The following is a 14,537-nucleotide window of genomic DNA, read 5'->3' as shown; positions in this document are numbered from 1 at the left end:
GGCGCATTATAGGGAGTTCCTGACAGCCTGCAACCCCTAATTTGAAAAAACTTTTCAACCGTGTTTTTTTTCAGCAAAAATGGGATAAAAGGCCAGAATTTAAACAATTATTAAGCTAAACATTCAGTACCCGAGTTAAACAGTAGAGTAAAATACAAGTATAAGAAGACAAATAGGACAAAACACCATGCAACTAAATACCCAACAACAGGCTGCCCAGCGCAATCTCTCGTATCTGCTGGCTGAAAAAATTGGCCAGCGTATTCTTGCTGGAGAATATGAAGCCGGCAGTATATTGCCTGGCGAGATAGAGTTGGGGGAACAATTTGGTGTCAGCCGTACCGCCGTCCGCGAAGCGGTAAAGATGCTCGCCGCAAAAGGGATGCTATTACCGCGCCCCCGTATCGGCACCCGAGTGATGCCGCAAACTAATTGGAACTTCCTTGACCAAGAATTACTGACCTGGTGGATGACCAAAGAGAACTTCGATCAAGTCATGCAACACTTCCTTATATTAAGGCGGTCACTCGAACCTCAAGCTTGCTCTCTGGCTGCTATCAATGCCAGCGAAAAACAAAAAGCCCTGCTAGCATCATTAATGACAGAAATGCGAGAGCTGCATGCCCATTTTAATCGTGAGAGATGGATTCAAGTGGATGCCCAGTTTCATCAACTCATTTATGAAGCCAGCGGTAATCCATTTTTAGCCTCTTTCGCTAATTTGTTCAGCTCGGTTTATCACAGTTACTTTCGTTCGATTACCGGCGATGAAGTGATTAAGCTGCAACACCATCAAAATATTGTCGATACCATTCTGGCTGGTGATAGCCAAGGTGCTTTAGTCGCTTGTCAGGTGTTATTAAAAGAGAAAGACTAACGGCCAAATGTTGTTTATATCTATATTTGTTTATATCTATATATAGATAGATAGAGAGAGGGTACCCACCCCTACCCAATATAATCAGGACGGACAATGATAAAATCTGCGCGCAGCATGGCTGGCCTCCCTTGGATAGCCGCCATGGCTTTCTTTATGCAGGCTTTGGATGCCACCATACTGAATACGGCACTCCCTTCAATCGCGGAAAGCCTTAACCGCTCGCCTCTCACGATGCAGTCGGCCATCATCAGCTATACCCTGACAGTCGCGATGTTGATTCCGGTGAGTGGCTGGCTGGCGGATCGCTTCGGAACTCGGCGAGTGTTCATTTTGGCCGTTTCATTATTTACGCTGGGTTCATTACTGTGCGCGCTTTCCGGCTCTTTGCCATTTTTGGTGGCTTCCCGTGTTATTCAAGGGGTGGGTGGCGCGATGATGATGCCCGTCGCCCGGCTGGCACTTATTCGGGCTTATCCGCGCAGTGAGTTATTACCGGTATTAAACTTTGTCACCATCCCAGGATTAATTGGCCCGGTAATGGGACCATTATTAGGTGGTTTGCTGGTGACCTACGCCACATGGCATTGGATTTTCATTCTTAATATTCCTATCGGCTTGTTGGGTATCTTTTATGCCCGTAAATATATGCCGGACTTCACCATGCCCAAACGCGCCTTTGATATTATTGGTTTCCTGCTGTTCGGTAGCAGCTTAGTCTTGATATCCGTGAGCTTGGAAATCATGGGGCGGCCCGATATTGCCAGCTACCTACCCGCCCTTGTGCTATTGGGTGGGTTATTAATGTTGCTCTTCTATATATTCCATGCCAAAGACCATCCAAACCCACTGATTGGTTTGCCGCTGTTTAAAACCCGAACTTTCTCCGTTGGGATTGCCGGTAACGTAGCCTCACGTCTAGGGACTGGCTGTGTTCCTTTCTTGATGCCGCTGATGTTGCAAGTCGGATTTGGGTATTCCGCTATTATTGCCGGTTGCATGATGGCACCAACCGCCATTGGCTCGATGATGGCAAAATCAGCCGTGACTCAAGTTTTACGTTCATTGGGTTACCGCAAGGTATTGGTCGGTATTACAGCCATTATCGGTGTGTTGATTGCTTTATTTGCATTTCAATCGCCGGGCATGTCGCCTTGGATGATGATATTGCCACTGTTTGTGTTGGGTATGGCGATGTCGACACAATTCACCGCAATGAACACTATTACTTTGGCTGATTTAACGGATAACAATGCCAGCTCGGGTAACAGTGTTTTGGCAGTAACCCAGCAACTGGCGATTAGCTTTGGCGTTGCCATCAGTGCAGTGGTTTTGCGGTTTTATGATGGGTTGTCGGTTGGGAATAATATTGACCACTTCCACTACACCTTTATTACCATGGGTGCGGTGACATTGCTGTCATCCGTGGTGTTCTTATTACTCAAACCTAAAGATGGCGATAACTTAATTCAGGGCCGCAATGTGAAGAAAGTCACGCAGCCCGCAGAGAGTAAAATTTAGTGGGTTGCAACTGACCCGCGCTCGATAAGCTCGGGAGTGAGAATCAGAACTTGTGGTTCCGCTTCCGGGTTATTCAGACGATGAATAAGTGTATCAATGGCCAGTTCGCCGAGGGAATCTTTCGGCTGGTGAATCGTCGTCAGTGGTGGCGTCATATATTGTGCGATTTCAATATCATCATAACCAATGACCGCCATATCTTGCGGAATGGATAACCCGGCTTGATGCAAAGCCTGATAAACCCCCACCGCCATAGCATCATTACCGGTAAAGACCGCTTCAGGGGGCTGCGGCAATGCCAGTAACTGTTTCATGGCCACCAAACCACCGCCAAATTCAAAATCACTCGCCACTTCATAACCTGGAAGCACCGGCAGACCCGCGCGTTGCATAGCTTGGCGGTATCCTTCCAAACGTTCTTTAGCGGGGGTTTTATCTTGTGGGCCAGCAATACAGGCGATGCGAGTATATCCTCTGGCAATCAAATACGAGGTTGCCATTTCCCCGCCTAATAAAGAGTTATCCTGAATGACGTCATTTACCCCTTCGAAAGGGGCCCAGTCCATCATAATGATGGGCAGGGAAGGATAACAACGCAGAATATCTTGTGACGGGCGGTGACTTTCGGTGCACATCAGTAGCAAACCATCGACACGTTTTTGCATCAAAGTTTCAATGCTACGGCTCATGCGATCAATATCGCCCTCGGTATTACACAAAATCAAACTGTAGCCGCGCTCATAGCAACTGCGCTCCACACCACGAACCACTTCGGCGTAAAATGGGTTGCTACTGGCCGTGACCAACATACCGATAGTCCGAGTTTCATTGAGTTTTAAACTACGCGCCAATGCAGACGGGGCATAGTTTAGTTGCTTGATGACAGCCAGCACTTTGTCGCGAATAGGATCGCTAACAAAACGATTTTTATTAATAACATGCGAGACAGTTGAGGTTGATACGCCCGCTAAACGGGCGACATCTTTCATGGTGGCCAAAGTTATACCCGGTCTTGTAAGAAACTGTCGATCTCGGCCCGCCATGGAATGGAAGGTTGTGCGCCAGGGCGCGTCACCGCGATAGCCGCTGCGGCATGAGCAAAACGAACCGCTAAGTCCATCGATTGGCCTTCCAATAAAGCAGTCAGTAATGCGCCATTGAATGTATCACCGGCGGCAATAGTATCTACGGCATTCACTTTGAACCCAGCCACTAATTTACCCTGGCCGCGCTCACTGAGCCACACACCGCGGCTGCCCAACGTAATAATGACGGTCGCGATACCTTTATCATGCAAAATTTGCGCGGCTTTCGCTGCGTCATCATCCTGCTCAATATGAATACCGGTTAAGCGCTCAGCTTCGGTTTCATTTGGGGTGATCATATCCACCAGCGTTAACAGCTCATCGGGCAGTTCACGGGCGGGGGCGGGATTAAGGATAACCTGAGTTTGATGCTGTTTCGCCAATTTGGCGGCGGCGATAACGGTCTCAAGTGGGGATTCCAGTTGCATTAATAATGCATCTGCGTCGATAACCTGCTGCTGGTAGCGGCCAAGATATTCAGGAGTTACCGCCGAGTTTGCACCGGCATGAATACCAATGACATTCTCGCCCTCACCATTTACAAAGATCAGCGCCACACCGGTAGTGCTGCCGGCGACAGCTTCGATTGGCTGGGTATCAATATTATCGCTAACTAACTGCTGACGCACCCGGTCACCAATATCATCTTCACCCACACAGGCAATAAACGCGATATTCGCCCCACTACGGCCAGCAGCAACGGCCTGATTAGCCCCTTTGCCACCGAAAGCAACTTTATACTGCTCACCTACCACCGTTTCACCCGGACGTGGAAACTGCTCAATATTCAGAATATGGTCGGCATTAATGCTGCCCAAGACCACCAGTTTACCTGTTTCCATCGTATTTATTCCTTTGTACTTGAAGTTGCGGGGGGTTAGCGGCATTCACTGACTCGAATTCACTTGCTGCCTACCTGCAACTCCAATTACCTTGGGTATATTGAATAACAACTGACTAGTGAATAACTTTATTATTTGGTGACTAATTTCAAATCAACCGGGATGACGGCCTGTACTTTCTCGCCTTTCAATACCTTATCCGCGGTTTGTACGCCAATAACACCAATTTGGTCTGGGCGTTGAGCAATAGTTGCGCCCATTTTGCCACTCTCGACAGCTTTAATACCATCGTCAGTGCCATCAAAACCAACCACTAGAACATCAGTTTTGCCCGCAGTCTGCAAGGCACGCAATGCGCCCAGCGCCATTTCGTCATTCTGAGCAAAGACCGCCTGAACATCTGGGTGAGCCGTCAGCAAGTTTTGCATGACGTTCAAACCTTTCGTCCGGTCAAAATCAGCCGGTTGGCTAGCCAACAATTGGAATTTGTTTTTTTCCATTGATTGCTTGAAGCCTTCGCCGCGCTCACGGGCCGCAGATGCGCCAGCAATCCCTTCCAATTGAATCACTTTGGCGTCGCTACCGACTTTTTTCGCAATAAAGTCGCCAGCCATTTTGCCGCCGAAACGGTTATCAGAAGCTACGTGACTCACCACAGTACCGGCATTAGCCAAGCGGTCGAGAGTAATGACAGGAATATTTGCCTGGTTGGCCATTTTAACCGCGTTGCCCACAGCATCGGAATCTGTTGGGTTGATCAACAGCAATTTGGTGCCGCGCACGGTTAAGTCCTGCACGTTAGCCAGTTCTTTAGCCGGGTTGTTTTGGGAATCCAAAATCACCAAGTTGTAGCCCAGTTTATCCGCTTCTTTTTGTGCGCCGTCTTTCATTGAAACAAAGAACGGGTTATTCAGCGTGGAAACCACCAACGCAATGGTGTCTTTTGCCAGCGCGTTAGCACTTAGGGTAGCGCTCAATGCAACAACAGAGATCAAAGTAGCCAGTTTCTTCATTTTCATGGTCGCAATTCCTGTAGGGAGTTAGCTAAATCAACTTAGTAGGCGTTATTGTCGCAGACAGTTTGGGTGCGGCCAGCGCACAAGAACCGGAGCGTACACAAAGTACGTGAGGATTCTGAGCACTGCCCAAGCCCAAAATGGCCAGTAAAATAGCCTACTGCTTTTTGTTATCTACCAATACCGCGAGCAGGATAACCACTGCTTTGACAATCATTTGGTAGTAAGAGGAGACACCCAATAAATTCAAACCGTTATTTAAAAAGCCGAGGATTAATGCGCCGATCAGGGTGCCGACAATCCGCCCTTTACCCCCGGCGAGGCTAGTACCCCCCAGAACTACGGCTGCTATTGCATCCAGTTCATAACCGGTACCGGCTGTAGGTTGTGCTGATGATAAGCGGGCAACTTCGATAATTCCTGCCAATGCCGCTAACAATCCACAGAGTGAATAAACAATAATTTTAACTTTATCAACACTAATACCAGAGAGGCGAGTTGCAGATTCATTCCCCCCCAGCGCATAGATATAGCGGCCCAGACGTGTGTGATGCAGCATGTACCAGGCCGCGATAAAGACAATCGCCATCAGCCAGATAGGGGTCGGCACACCAAATGGACGGCCAATACCGAACCAACCAAAAGTATCGCCAACATCAGTAAATCCGGTATTTATCGGGCTACCATTGGTATAAACCATGGTGACACCGCGCAATAACAGCATCATGACCAAAGTGGCAATAAAGGCCTGTACTTTGCCCTTAGCGACAATCACCCCGGTGATGCCGCCGATAAACGCCCCCAGAGCCAGTGCGGCGCCCACGGCAACCAGCGCATTGACTTCCAACCCAACAATGGAGGCCGCTACCGCGCCAGTCAGCGCCAATAATGACCCCACCGACAGGTCAATACCGGAAGTCAGGATAACCAGCGTCATCCCAACGGCCATAATGGCGTTGACGGAAGTCTGCTGGAGAATGTTAAACATATTATTAAGGGTAAAAAAGTTCGGGCTTAGTGACGAAACCACAGCAATCAGCACCAGCAGCGCAATCAGTGATTTTTGTTCTAATAACCATTCTTTACTGAACCAGCGCTTGGTATTGATAGTTTGGGAACTCATATCTGATTACTCCTGTTCTACTCGTCATACTTCAAGCCGCATGTGTGTTGCCTTCCTGCAACTCGAATTATTTAGAGTATAAATAAATTATTTTTCCAATAAATCGCGCTTGCCGACAGCCGCGGCCATCAACACTTCTTGGGTAGCCTGTTCAATAGAGAACTCGCCGCTTAACTGGCCTTCATGCATCACAATGATGCGGTCACTCATGCCCAGCACTTCCGGCATTTCCGAGGAAACCAGAATGATGCTCAGCCCTTCTTGTTTGAATTGGTTAATTAGCTGATAAATCTCTTTTTTGGCCCCGACATCCACCCCACGAGTGGGTTCATCAAGGATCAACACTTTTGGCCGAGTCATTAGGCCGCGGGCAATAGCCACTTTTTGCTGATTACCACCGGATAACAAACCAATCGGCTGCTCCATGGAAGGTGTTTTGATATTAAATAAACGAATGAAATCCGCCACCGCCAGCTGCTCATCCGCATGCTTGAGCGCCCCCCCTGAACGGCTGAAATAACGCAATGCAGTCAAAGACATATTTTCTTTAACTGACATGCCGAGCACTAAGCCGTCGCGTTTACGATCTTCAGAAATATAAACAATGCCGTTTGCTAAACCGTCTTGCGGTGAATGAGTCACGACTTCACGGCCATCCAACATGACAAATCCGGATTTACGCGGCAGCGCACCATAGATGATTTTCATCAGCTCAGTGCGGCCTGCGCCCATCAAACCCGCCACTCCCAGAATTTCACCACTGTAGAGGGTGAAATTGACATTTGTCACTCCGGGGCCGCATAGCTGTTTGACCTGTAAGCGTTTTTCACCACGAGGTAAATTTAGACGCGGGTATTGTTCTTCCAGCTTACGACCAACCATCATCTCAATCAGTGAGTTTTCGGTTAGCGTGTTAACCGGTTTTTCAGCAATAAACTGCCCATCACGGAACACCGTGACGTCATCGCAAATCTCAAAGATTTCTTTTAACCGGTGGGAGATATAAACAATACCGCGGCCTTCTGCTTTCAACTCTTTAATAACATTAAATAAAGAGGCCGTTTCGGTGTCAGTTAGGGCATCGGTTGGCTCATCCATGATGATAACTTTGGATTCAAAGCTTAGCACTTTGGCGATTTCCACCATTTGCTGGTCACCAATGGAAAGCTCGCCCACCAGCCGATGGCTGCTGTAGCTGATATTCAAGCGCGCCAGCAGTAAATCGGCTTCGGCATACATTTTTTTCCAATCTATGCCGCCAAAACGATTAACAAACTCGCGCCCTAAAAAGATATTTTCGGCGATGGTTAATTGTGGGATCAGGTTAAGTTCCTGATGAATAATGCCGATTCCCGCTTCCTGCGAGTCTTTCGGGCCATTAAACACCACTTCTTTACCCAAGAAATGCTGACTGCCGGCATCTTTATGGTAGATACCGGTCAGCACTTTCATCATGGTCGATTTTCCGGCCCCATTTTCGCCTACCAATGCCATCACCCTGCCGGGATAGACACTCAGCGCAGCACCCGAGAGTGCTTTGACGCCGGGAAAGGCTTTATCAATCCCTTTCAGTTGCAGCAAAGGTTGCATAAACGCCTCAGAAAGTTACGCCGGAGCAGAGAATGATGTTAGCAAAGGGGGAACATTCCCCGCTACGAATCACTGCCCGACTTTGTTTGGTTTGCTCTTTAAAAGCCTCATGGCTGATATAGTGCAAAGCAATTTGGTTTCCCTGGTGTTGCTCAAGTTGTGATAGTTGTGCAAGCAACGTTTCATGGAGTTGCGGGTTATTTTTAATAATCTCCTCCGCTAAGACGGCACTCTCAACCTGCATTTCTTGTGTTACCACCTCAAAAACCTGGAGGAACCCAGGGACGCCTCGAGTCAGTGCCAAATCGATACGAGTGGTGGTTGCCGGTATTGGCAGCCCCGCATCACCTATCACAATCTGATCGGTATGGCCCAAGCGGGAGATAACAGCGGAAATATCAGAATTCAGTAATGCGCCTTTTTTCATTTTCGACTCCAACAGCGAAACGTTTCGCTGATACTGAGTTTAGAAAAATGACCGCAGAAGGCAAACCCAATTTGGTGGAATTGTGATCGCCATCGAAACGTTTCGCTGCACAAATGAAAAGCGGGAATGATGAAGGTGAAAAAGGCCGTTATGATTAACGGCCTTCTGAGCTAAATCTCTACCTGTGTCCCCAATTCAATCACCCGATTCGGCGGGATTTCAAACTGATCGGCGGCACGCAGCGCATTACGGCTGAGGGCAATAAATAGCTTGCCGCGCAAGAACATATACCATGGCCGCTTGGTCAGAATCAGCGACTCGTGGGACATAAAGAATGAAGTCTCCATCATCTGGCAAGGTAACCCCTCTAAACCACAGCGATGGAAAATCTCTTCCACATTCGGGGTTTCGCGCCAACCATAGCTGGCGACGACGCGCCAAAAAGTCGGTGAGAGCTGCTCGATGGTCACGCGATTAACATTATGGACATAGGGCGCATCTTCAGTTCGCAGTGTCAGCAACACCACCCTATCATGTAATACTTTGTTATGCTTAAGATTATGCAGCAATGCGAATGGAATAACATTCATCGCCCGCGACATATACACCGCAGTGCCGGGAACCCGCACCGGAGGTGATTTTTCCAGTGAGGCAATCATGGCTTCCAGTGAATTACCGTGTTCATGCATACGGCGCAATAAGCTGAAACGCTCACTTTTCCAGGTAGTCATGATGATGAACATCACCAAGCCCAATGACAGTGGCAGCCAACCGCCGGAGAACAATTTCAGTGCGTTAGCGGAGAACATCGGCACATCAATAATCAGTAATGCCACCAGCAAGAAGTAGACAAAAAAGCGGTTCCAGTGCCAGTTTTTCAGCGCCACGATACAGAATAGAATACTGGTGATGACCATAGTACCGGTCACGGCGATGCCGTAGGCGGCAGCCAAATTACTGGAACGTTCGAAACCAACAATCACCAAGACTACCGCCAGATACAGTGTCCAGTTAATCACCGGGATATATATCTGACCAGATTCCATTTCTGAAGTATGAATAATGCGCATCGGCGGTAAATAACCTAAACGAACGGCTTGCCGTGTCAGCGAAAATACACCCGAGATGACAGCCTGCGAGGCAATGACTGTCGCCAATGTTGCCAGTATTAATAGTGGAATCAATGCCCAGTCAGGGGCGAGCAGGAAAAAGGGATTTTTGATGGCTTCTGGATTTTTCAGTAATAACGCGCCCTGGCCAAAATAATTCAGTACCAATGAGGGTAGCACCACGGTAAACCAAGCCAACCGAATAGGAAATTTACCAAAGTGCCCCATATCCGCATATAAGGCTTCCACCCCGGTAATTGCCAAGACCACCGCGCCAAGAGCAAAAAATGAAACAGATTTATACTCAGTAAAGAAGCTTATTGCCCATTTAGGATTCAGTGCAGCCAGCACTTCCGGATTGGCGATAATGCTGCGTAAACCCAGCAACGCCAAGGTCAGGAACCAAACCAACATCACTGGGGCAAACAATTTACCGACGCTGCCAGTCCCGTGTTTTTGAATCACAAATAACAGGGTTAACACGGCAATAGAGCAGGGGACAATATAAGGATCAAGTGCAGGTGCGGCTATTTCCAGCCCTTCGATGGCTGACATAACCGATATTGCCGGGGTGATGACCACCTCGCCATAAAAGAAACTGCCGCCAATTAAACCGAGGATCACCAAAATTGAAGTAGCTCTGGAAGAGGTATTACGCCCAGCCAAAGACATCAAGGTTAAAATCCCCCCCTCACCGGCGTTATCCGCGCGCATGACATAGGTTAGATATTTAACCGAGACAATCAGAATTAACATCCAGAAAATCAGTGATAAAAAACCAAATACCACATCCGGACGAACATCAAAACCGTAATGACCAGAAAAACACTCTCTCAAGGTATAGAGTGGGCTGGTACCAATATCACCATAAACGACCCCTATTGCTGCCAGGGTTACCGCCGATAAAGACTGTTTATGTTCTGTGCTCATAATTGATTTCTTTTTGCTAGAACATCCATAACCTGATGTGTACGTTTGAGAACCGCAATACTCGGTTCTGTGTCCCTTGACGCCCACCAAAAGGCGCACAGTATGCACCATTTCAATAGATTGCCTACTCTTAAATCAAGCAACGAAAAGAGCGGAAATAGATCGACTACAAATAGCCGATGATATAAAAATATTACTAATCAATAAGCTATCCTATGAAGGAAAATAGGATATACCACTAAGAAAAAGAGGATTTATTCCCACTGATCAGGTAAAAATTCATCAACTAACGGAACATATAGAGCAATTATGGCGCAATCATCACAATTAGCTGAAAGAATATCCCGTTTGAGCAGTGCCCTTGAGAGTGGCCTGTATGAAAGACAGGAGGCTATTCGCTTGTGTCTGTTAGCCGCCCTCAGTGGCGAAAGTGTATTCCTACTTGGCCCGCCGGGGATTGCCAAAAGCCTGATTGCTCGCCGCCTAAAATTTGCTTTCCGCAATGCCCGGGCATTTGAATATCTGATGACCCGTTTTTCTACGCCGGAAGAAGTGTTTGGCCCACTGTCTATTCAAGCGCTAAAAGAAGAAGGCCGCTATCAGCGCATGACCGGAGGTTATCTGCCGGAAGCTGAAATCGTCTTTCTGGATGAAATTTGGAAAGCCGGCCCGGCTATCCTGAATACTTTGCTAACCGCCATTAATGAACGGCGCTTTCGTAATGGTGATCGGGAAGACAGTATCCCGATGCGCTTGTTGGTGACCGCCTCTAATGAGTTGCCGGATGCGGACAGCAGTCTGGAAGCGCTTTATGACCGGATGCTAATCCGCCTATGGCTGGATCGCGTGCAAGAAAAACAGAACTTCCGCTCATTGCTACTCAGCCGTCAAAATGAAAATCATAATCCGGTGGCTGAAAATCTCAGTATCAGTGATGAAGAATTTTATCAGTGGCAGCCATTGATAGACAAAATGGCCCTACCAGATAACTGTTTTGAGCTTATTTTTCAGCTACGTCAACAGCTCAGTGCGCAAGAACAAGCGCCGTATGTCTCTGACCGACGTTGGAAAAAAGCCCTGCGCTTACTGCAAGCCAGCGCCTTTTTCAGTGGTCGGGATGAAATAACCCCCATCGACTTAATCTTGCTAAAAGATTGCTTATGGCATGACCTGAGTTCGCTAAAATTGCTGCAACAACAGCTTGAACAATTGCTAACGGAGCAAGGATATCAGCAGCAAAACTTATTAATGAAGCTCCAGCATATTAATGGCCAATGGTTGAAGCACCAGCAACAGCAAAGTGACCATCAAGCGCTGACAGTGACCAAACAAAGCGGTATGTTCAGCCGTAAGCCGCAATATTCCCTACCAGACCATCTCACTGACAATACATTGACACTGTTTCTGCAAAAACCGCTCAGTTTGCATGATATTCAGGTCAATCATCTGCAAATAGAGAAAGAGGCGCTGACTCAATGGCTCAATAAGGGTGGGGTTTTACGCGCCAAATTAAATGGTGTCGGTTATGCCCAATCTATTGATGCGGAGATTGACGATCAGCTACATATCACGGTACTGGATGTAAGCCGCCAGCCATCAATATTGTCACAACCCGGAGCTTCCACCGCCACTGTGCCGCCCGAGTTGCTGGTGGAGTTGGCAGAGCTGGAAAATAGTCTGGCTGAACAACGGCGGTTATTCAGTCAGCATCAACCTTGCTTATTCACGCCATCTTCTTGGTTGGCGAAAATAGAAGCCAGCTTATTAAATGTGGCAGAGCAAGTGAAACAGCTGCAACAAAAACTACGCGGTCATTAATCAATGCTCAGTCTGGCAACCTTGGATTTGCTGCTATCAATAAGCGAAAGTGAGCTTATCGAAGAAATGGTGGTGGGGTTATTGGCATCCCCGCAGTTAGCGTTATTCTTTGAAAAATTCCCGCGCATTAAGCGGGCATTAATGAAAGATATCCCCGGCTGGAAGCAAAACTTACAACAGCGAATTAGAGAGGCGAAAGTCCCCGCAGGGCTGGCACACGAGTTTGCCCTATATCAACAGAGTCTGTTGGAGGCCAGTCCACTATTTTATGACCATCTCCCGGAGGTTGTGGCGCAATTGCAGCAGTGGCATTCGCCTTTCGCTACGCAAGCTAAAACATTGCTACAAACCGCTGATTTAGAGAAAAATCCCCAAACCGGTGATAGTTTTCAAACTCTCTTTTTACAGCGCTGGCGCATCAGCCTGACCTTACAAACCATCACTATCCATCATCAGTTACTTGAGCAAGAGCGGGAGCAGCTTTTAGCTGAGTTACAACAGCGGCTGGCGCTCAGTGGTGCTTTGGAACCGATACTGGCGACGAATGATAGTGCGGCAGGGCGGCTTTGGGATATGAGTCAGGGCCATTTGCAGCGCGGTGATTATCAGTTATTGCTGCAATATGGCGATTTTCTGCAACAGCAGCCAGAATTGCAGCAACTTGCAGAGCAACTGGGCCGCAGCCGCAGTGCTAAAGCACAACCCACCCCCGATGCCCGCTTTGAACCTTACACCCTGATGGTGCGCCAACCGGATACCGTGCCAGAGGAAGTCAGTGGCATTCATCAGAGCAATGATATTTTGCGATTGTTGCCGACCGAGTTAGTGATGTTGGGGATGAGCGAGCTGGAATTTGAATTTTATCGCCGCTTATTGGAAAGGCGCTTGCTCACTTATCGCTTACAAGGTGATAACTGGCAGGAAAAAACGTTGCAGCGCCCGGTCAGCCTTAAAAACCATGACGAACAACCCCGCGGCCCTTTTATTGTCTGTGTCGATACCTCGGGTTCGATGGGGGGATTTAACGAGCAATGCGCCAAGGCATTTTGTCTGGCTTTGCTGCGTATTGCGCTAGCGGATAATCGCCGCTGCTACATCATGCTATTCGCTACGGAAATCATTCACTACGAACTCTCATCAGCCAATGGTATTGAGCAAGCAATACGTTTTCTCAGCCAACATTTTCGCGGCGGCACCGATCTGGCGGCCTGCTTGGCCAGCACCCTCAATAAAATGGCAGAGAGAGACTGGTATGATGCGGATGCCGTGATTATTTCAGATTTCATTGCCCAGCGTTTACCCGAGGAATTGATCAGAAAGATTAAAATCCAGCAGCAAGCCCATCAACATAGGTTCCATGCCGTGGCGATGTCGACCTATGGCAAGCCCGGTATCATGCGGATTTTCGATCATATCTGGCGCTTTGATACCGGGTTAAAAAGCCGTTTAATGCGCCGCTGGAAGCGCTAATCAATAGCTTTAGTTAAGCAACCCCGCCCCGACGTTAATCGACAGCCCCAAGATCGTCATATTGAAAATAAAGGACAATACTGACTGTAATAATACTACGCGGCGGATATCTGAGGTGCCGGTTGAAACATCCGCAGTTTGCGAAGCCACACCAATAGTGAATGAAAAATAAAGAAAATCCCAATAGGAAGGTTCAGTAACCTCTTTGGGGAAAATTAATGGCAGGACAGCATCAAATTCATCACGGGACTGATAAAACAAATGGGCGTAATGCATAGTAAAAGCAGTTGGCAATAATAACCACGATACCAATAACGTCATTCCCGTGAGCACTAAATGGAATGCTTTAGCCGATCCAGATAACTGATTCGCCGTGCTTAATTCAAACAAAATAACCAGAATACTCGCCAGACACGCCATGCTGACAATACTCAGCACCATAGTGGCACTTTCATCCTGTACACGGGCTATTAATCTGATTTTCTTCGGATCATTTCGCAATAATTGCAGCCATAAAAACAACAGATAGAGCCACGCGAATATATTCCAACTCACCATCAGACGCAGTAATACAGTGAAGTGTGATGGCAACAGAAAGTAAGCGATTATTCCAGCGCCAACGGATAATAATAATCTTGGACGAGCATGTGAGTAATGTCTAAGGGGGTGAAATCGGGCCATGACGTTAACAACCTTGCTGTAGTTATATTGAATACATTTATATAGCTA

General features: G+C 47.7%; 12 protein-coding genes. 4 read left to right on the top strand and 8 right to left on the bottom strand.

Annotated features, from left to right (window positions below; translation table 11 throughout):
• The first annotated feature begins 187 nt into the window (after window positions 1–187).
• The gene (locus FTA91_RS03130; protein ID WP_145534691.1) at window positions 188–877 is read left to right on the top strand and encodes a FadR/GntR family transcriptional regulator; all 690 of its coding nucleotides are present in this window, start codon (window positions 188–190) and stop codon (window positions 875–877) included.
• Between the two features lie 96 nt (window positions 878–973).
• Window positions 974–2,398: a multidrug transporter subunit MdtD gene (mdtD, locus tag FTA91_RS03125; protein ID WP_050113385.1), complete on the top strand. Its 1,425-nt coding sequence runs from the start codon at window positions 974–976 to the stop codon at window positions 2,396–2,398.
• On the opposite strand, the gene rbsR is transcribed toward mdtD, so the two are convergent.
• The 7 genes from rbsR to kup form a co-directional block, all read right to left on the bottom strand.
• The gene (gene rbsR, locus FTA91_RS03120) at window positions 2,395–3,396 is read right to left on the bottom strand and encodes a ribose operon transcriptional repressor RbsR (RefSeq protein ID WP_145534694.1); all 1,002 of its coding nucleotides are present in this window, start codon (window positions 3,394–3,396) and stop codon (window positions 2,395–2,397) included. The two genes, mdtD and rbsR, sit on opposite strands and share 4 nt — an antisense overlap.
• 2 nt (window positions 3,397–3,398) lie before the next feature.
• A complete protein-coding gene (rbsK, locus tag FTA91_RS03115; RefSeq protein WP_050113383.1) occupies window positions 3,399–4,325 on the bottom strand; it encodes a ribokinase in 927 nt (308 codons plus the stop codon).
• 131 nt (window positions 4,326–4,456) lie between these two features.
• Complete coding sequence (gene rbsB / locus FTA91_RS03110) at window positions 4,457–5,344, bottom strand: ribose ABC transporter substrate-binding protein RbsB (protein ID WP_050113382.1); 888 nt, start codon at window positions 5,342–5,344, stop codon at window positions 4,457–4,459.
• Window positions 5,345–5,498: 154 nt separating this feature from the next.
• Window positions 5,499–6,464 (bottom strand): ribose ABC transporter permease, encoded by a 966-nt coding sequence (rbsC, locus tag FTA91_RS03105; protein ID WP_049558373.1) that lies wholly within the window; start codon window positions 6,462–6,464, stop codon window positions 5,499–5,501.
• Window positions 6,465–6,551: 87 nt separating this feature from the next.
• On the bottom strand, window positions 6,552–8,054 hold the full coding sequence (gene rbsA / locus FTA91_RS03100; RefSeq protein WP_050113381.1) for a ribose ABC transporter ATP-binding protein RbsA: 1,503 nt from the start codon (window positions 8,052–8,054) through the stop codon (window positions 6,552–6,554).
• A gap of 7 nt (window positions 8,055–8,061) precedes the next feature.
• A complete protein-coding gene (gene rbsD, locus FTA91_RS03095; RefSeq protein WP_004393068.1) occupies window positions 8,062–8,481 on the bottom strand; it encodes a D-ribose pyranase in 420 nt (139 codons plus the stop codon).
• Between the two features lie 170 nt (window positions 8,482–8,651).
• A complete protein-coding gene (gene kup / locus FTA91_RS03090) occupies window positions 8,652–10,520 on the bottom strand; it encodes a low affinity potassium transporter Kup (RefSeq protein WP_050113380.1) in 1,869 nt (622 codons plus the stop codon).
• Window positions 10,521–10,829: 309 nt separating this feature from the next.
• Here kup and ravA point away from each other — a divergent pair, with 309 nt between their 5' ends.
• Window positions 10,830–12,338, top strand: coding sequence for an ATPase RavA (ravA, locus tag FTA91_RS03085; protein WP_050113379.1), 1,509 nt, complete (start codon window positions 10,830–10,832; stop codon window positions 12,336–12,338).
• Between the two features lie 3 nt (window positions 12,339–12,341).
• The gene (gene viaA / locus FTA91_RS03080) at window positions 12,342–13,808 is read left to right on the top strand and encodes an ATPase RavA stimulator ViaA (RefSeq protein WP_050113378.1); all 1,467 of its coding nucleotides are present in this window, start codon (window positions 12,342–12,344) and stop codon (window positions 13,806–13,808) included.
• Window positions 13,809–13,817: 9 nt separating this feature from the next.
• On the opposite strand, the gene FTA91_RS03075 is transcribed toward viaA, so the two are convergent.
• Entirely contained in the window at window positions 13,818–14,489 is a 672-nt protein-coding gene (locus tag FTA91_RS03075) for a DUF1345 domain-containing protein (RefSeq protein ID WP_050113377.1), read from the bottom strand.
• Between the last annotated feature and the right edge of the window lie 48 nt (window positions 14,490–14,537).

Source organism: Yersinia thracica, from assembly GCF_902170565.1.
Lineage (GTDB): Bacteria > Pseudomonadota > Gammaproteobacteria > Enterobacterales > Enterobacteriaceae > Yersinia > Yersinia thracica.
This window is presented reverse-complemented; position numbering and strand designations above follow the sequence as displayed.

Excerpts from the sequence above, each read along its gene's own strand:
- rbsA (WP_050113381.1), bottom strand. The coding sequence starts at position 8,054 with ATGCAACCTTTGCTGCAACTGAAAGGGATTGATAAAGCCTTTCCCGGC.
- mdtD (WP_050113385.1), top strand. The coding sequence starts at position 974 with ATGATAAAATCTGCGCGCAGCATGGCTGGCCTCCCTTGGATAGCCGCC.
- ravA (WP_050113379.1), top strand. The coding sequence starts at position 10,830 with ATGGCGCAATCATCACAATTAGCTGAAAGAATATCCCGTTTGAGCAGT.
- viaA (WP_050113378.1), top strand. The coding sequence starts at position 12,342 with ATGCTCAGTCTGGCAACCTTGGATTTGCTGCTATCAATAAGCGAAAGT.
- rbsD (WP_004393068.1), bottom strand. The coding sequence starts at position 8,481 with ATGAAAAAAGGCGCATTACTGAATTCTGATATTTCCGCTGTTATCTCC.
- rbsK (WP_050113383.1), bottom strand. The coding sequence starts at position 4,325 with ATGGAAACAGGTAAACTGGTGGTCTTGGGCAGCATTAATGCCGACCAT.
- kup (WP_050113380.1), bottom strand. The coding sequence starts at position 10,520 with ATGAGCACAGAACATAAACAGTCTTTATCGGCGGTAACCCTGGCAGCA.
- FTA91_RS03075 (WP_050113377.1), bottom strand. The coding sequence starts at position 14,489 with ATGGCCCGATTTCACCCCCTTAGACATTACTCACATGCTCGTCCAAGA.
- rbsC (WP_049558373.1), bottom strand. The coding sequence starts at position 6,464 with ATGAGTTCCCAAACTATCAATACCAAGCGCTGGTTCAGTAAAGAATGG.
- rbsB (WP_050113382.1), bottom strand. The coding sequence starts at position 5,344 with ATGAAAATGAAGAAACTGGCTACTTTGATCTCTGTTGTTGCATTGAGC.
- FTA91_RS03130 (WP_145534691.1), top strand. The coding sequence starts at position 188 with ATGCAACTAAATACCCAACAACAGGCTGCCCAGCGCAATCTCTCGTAT.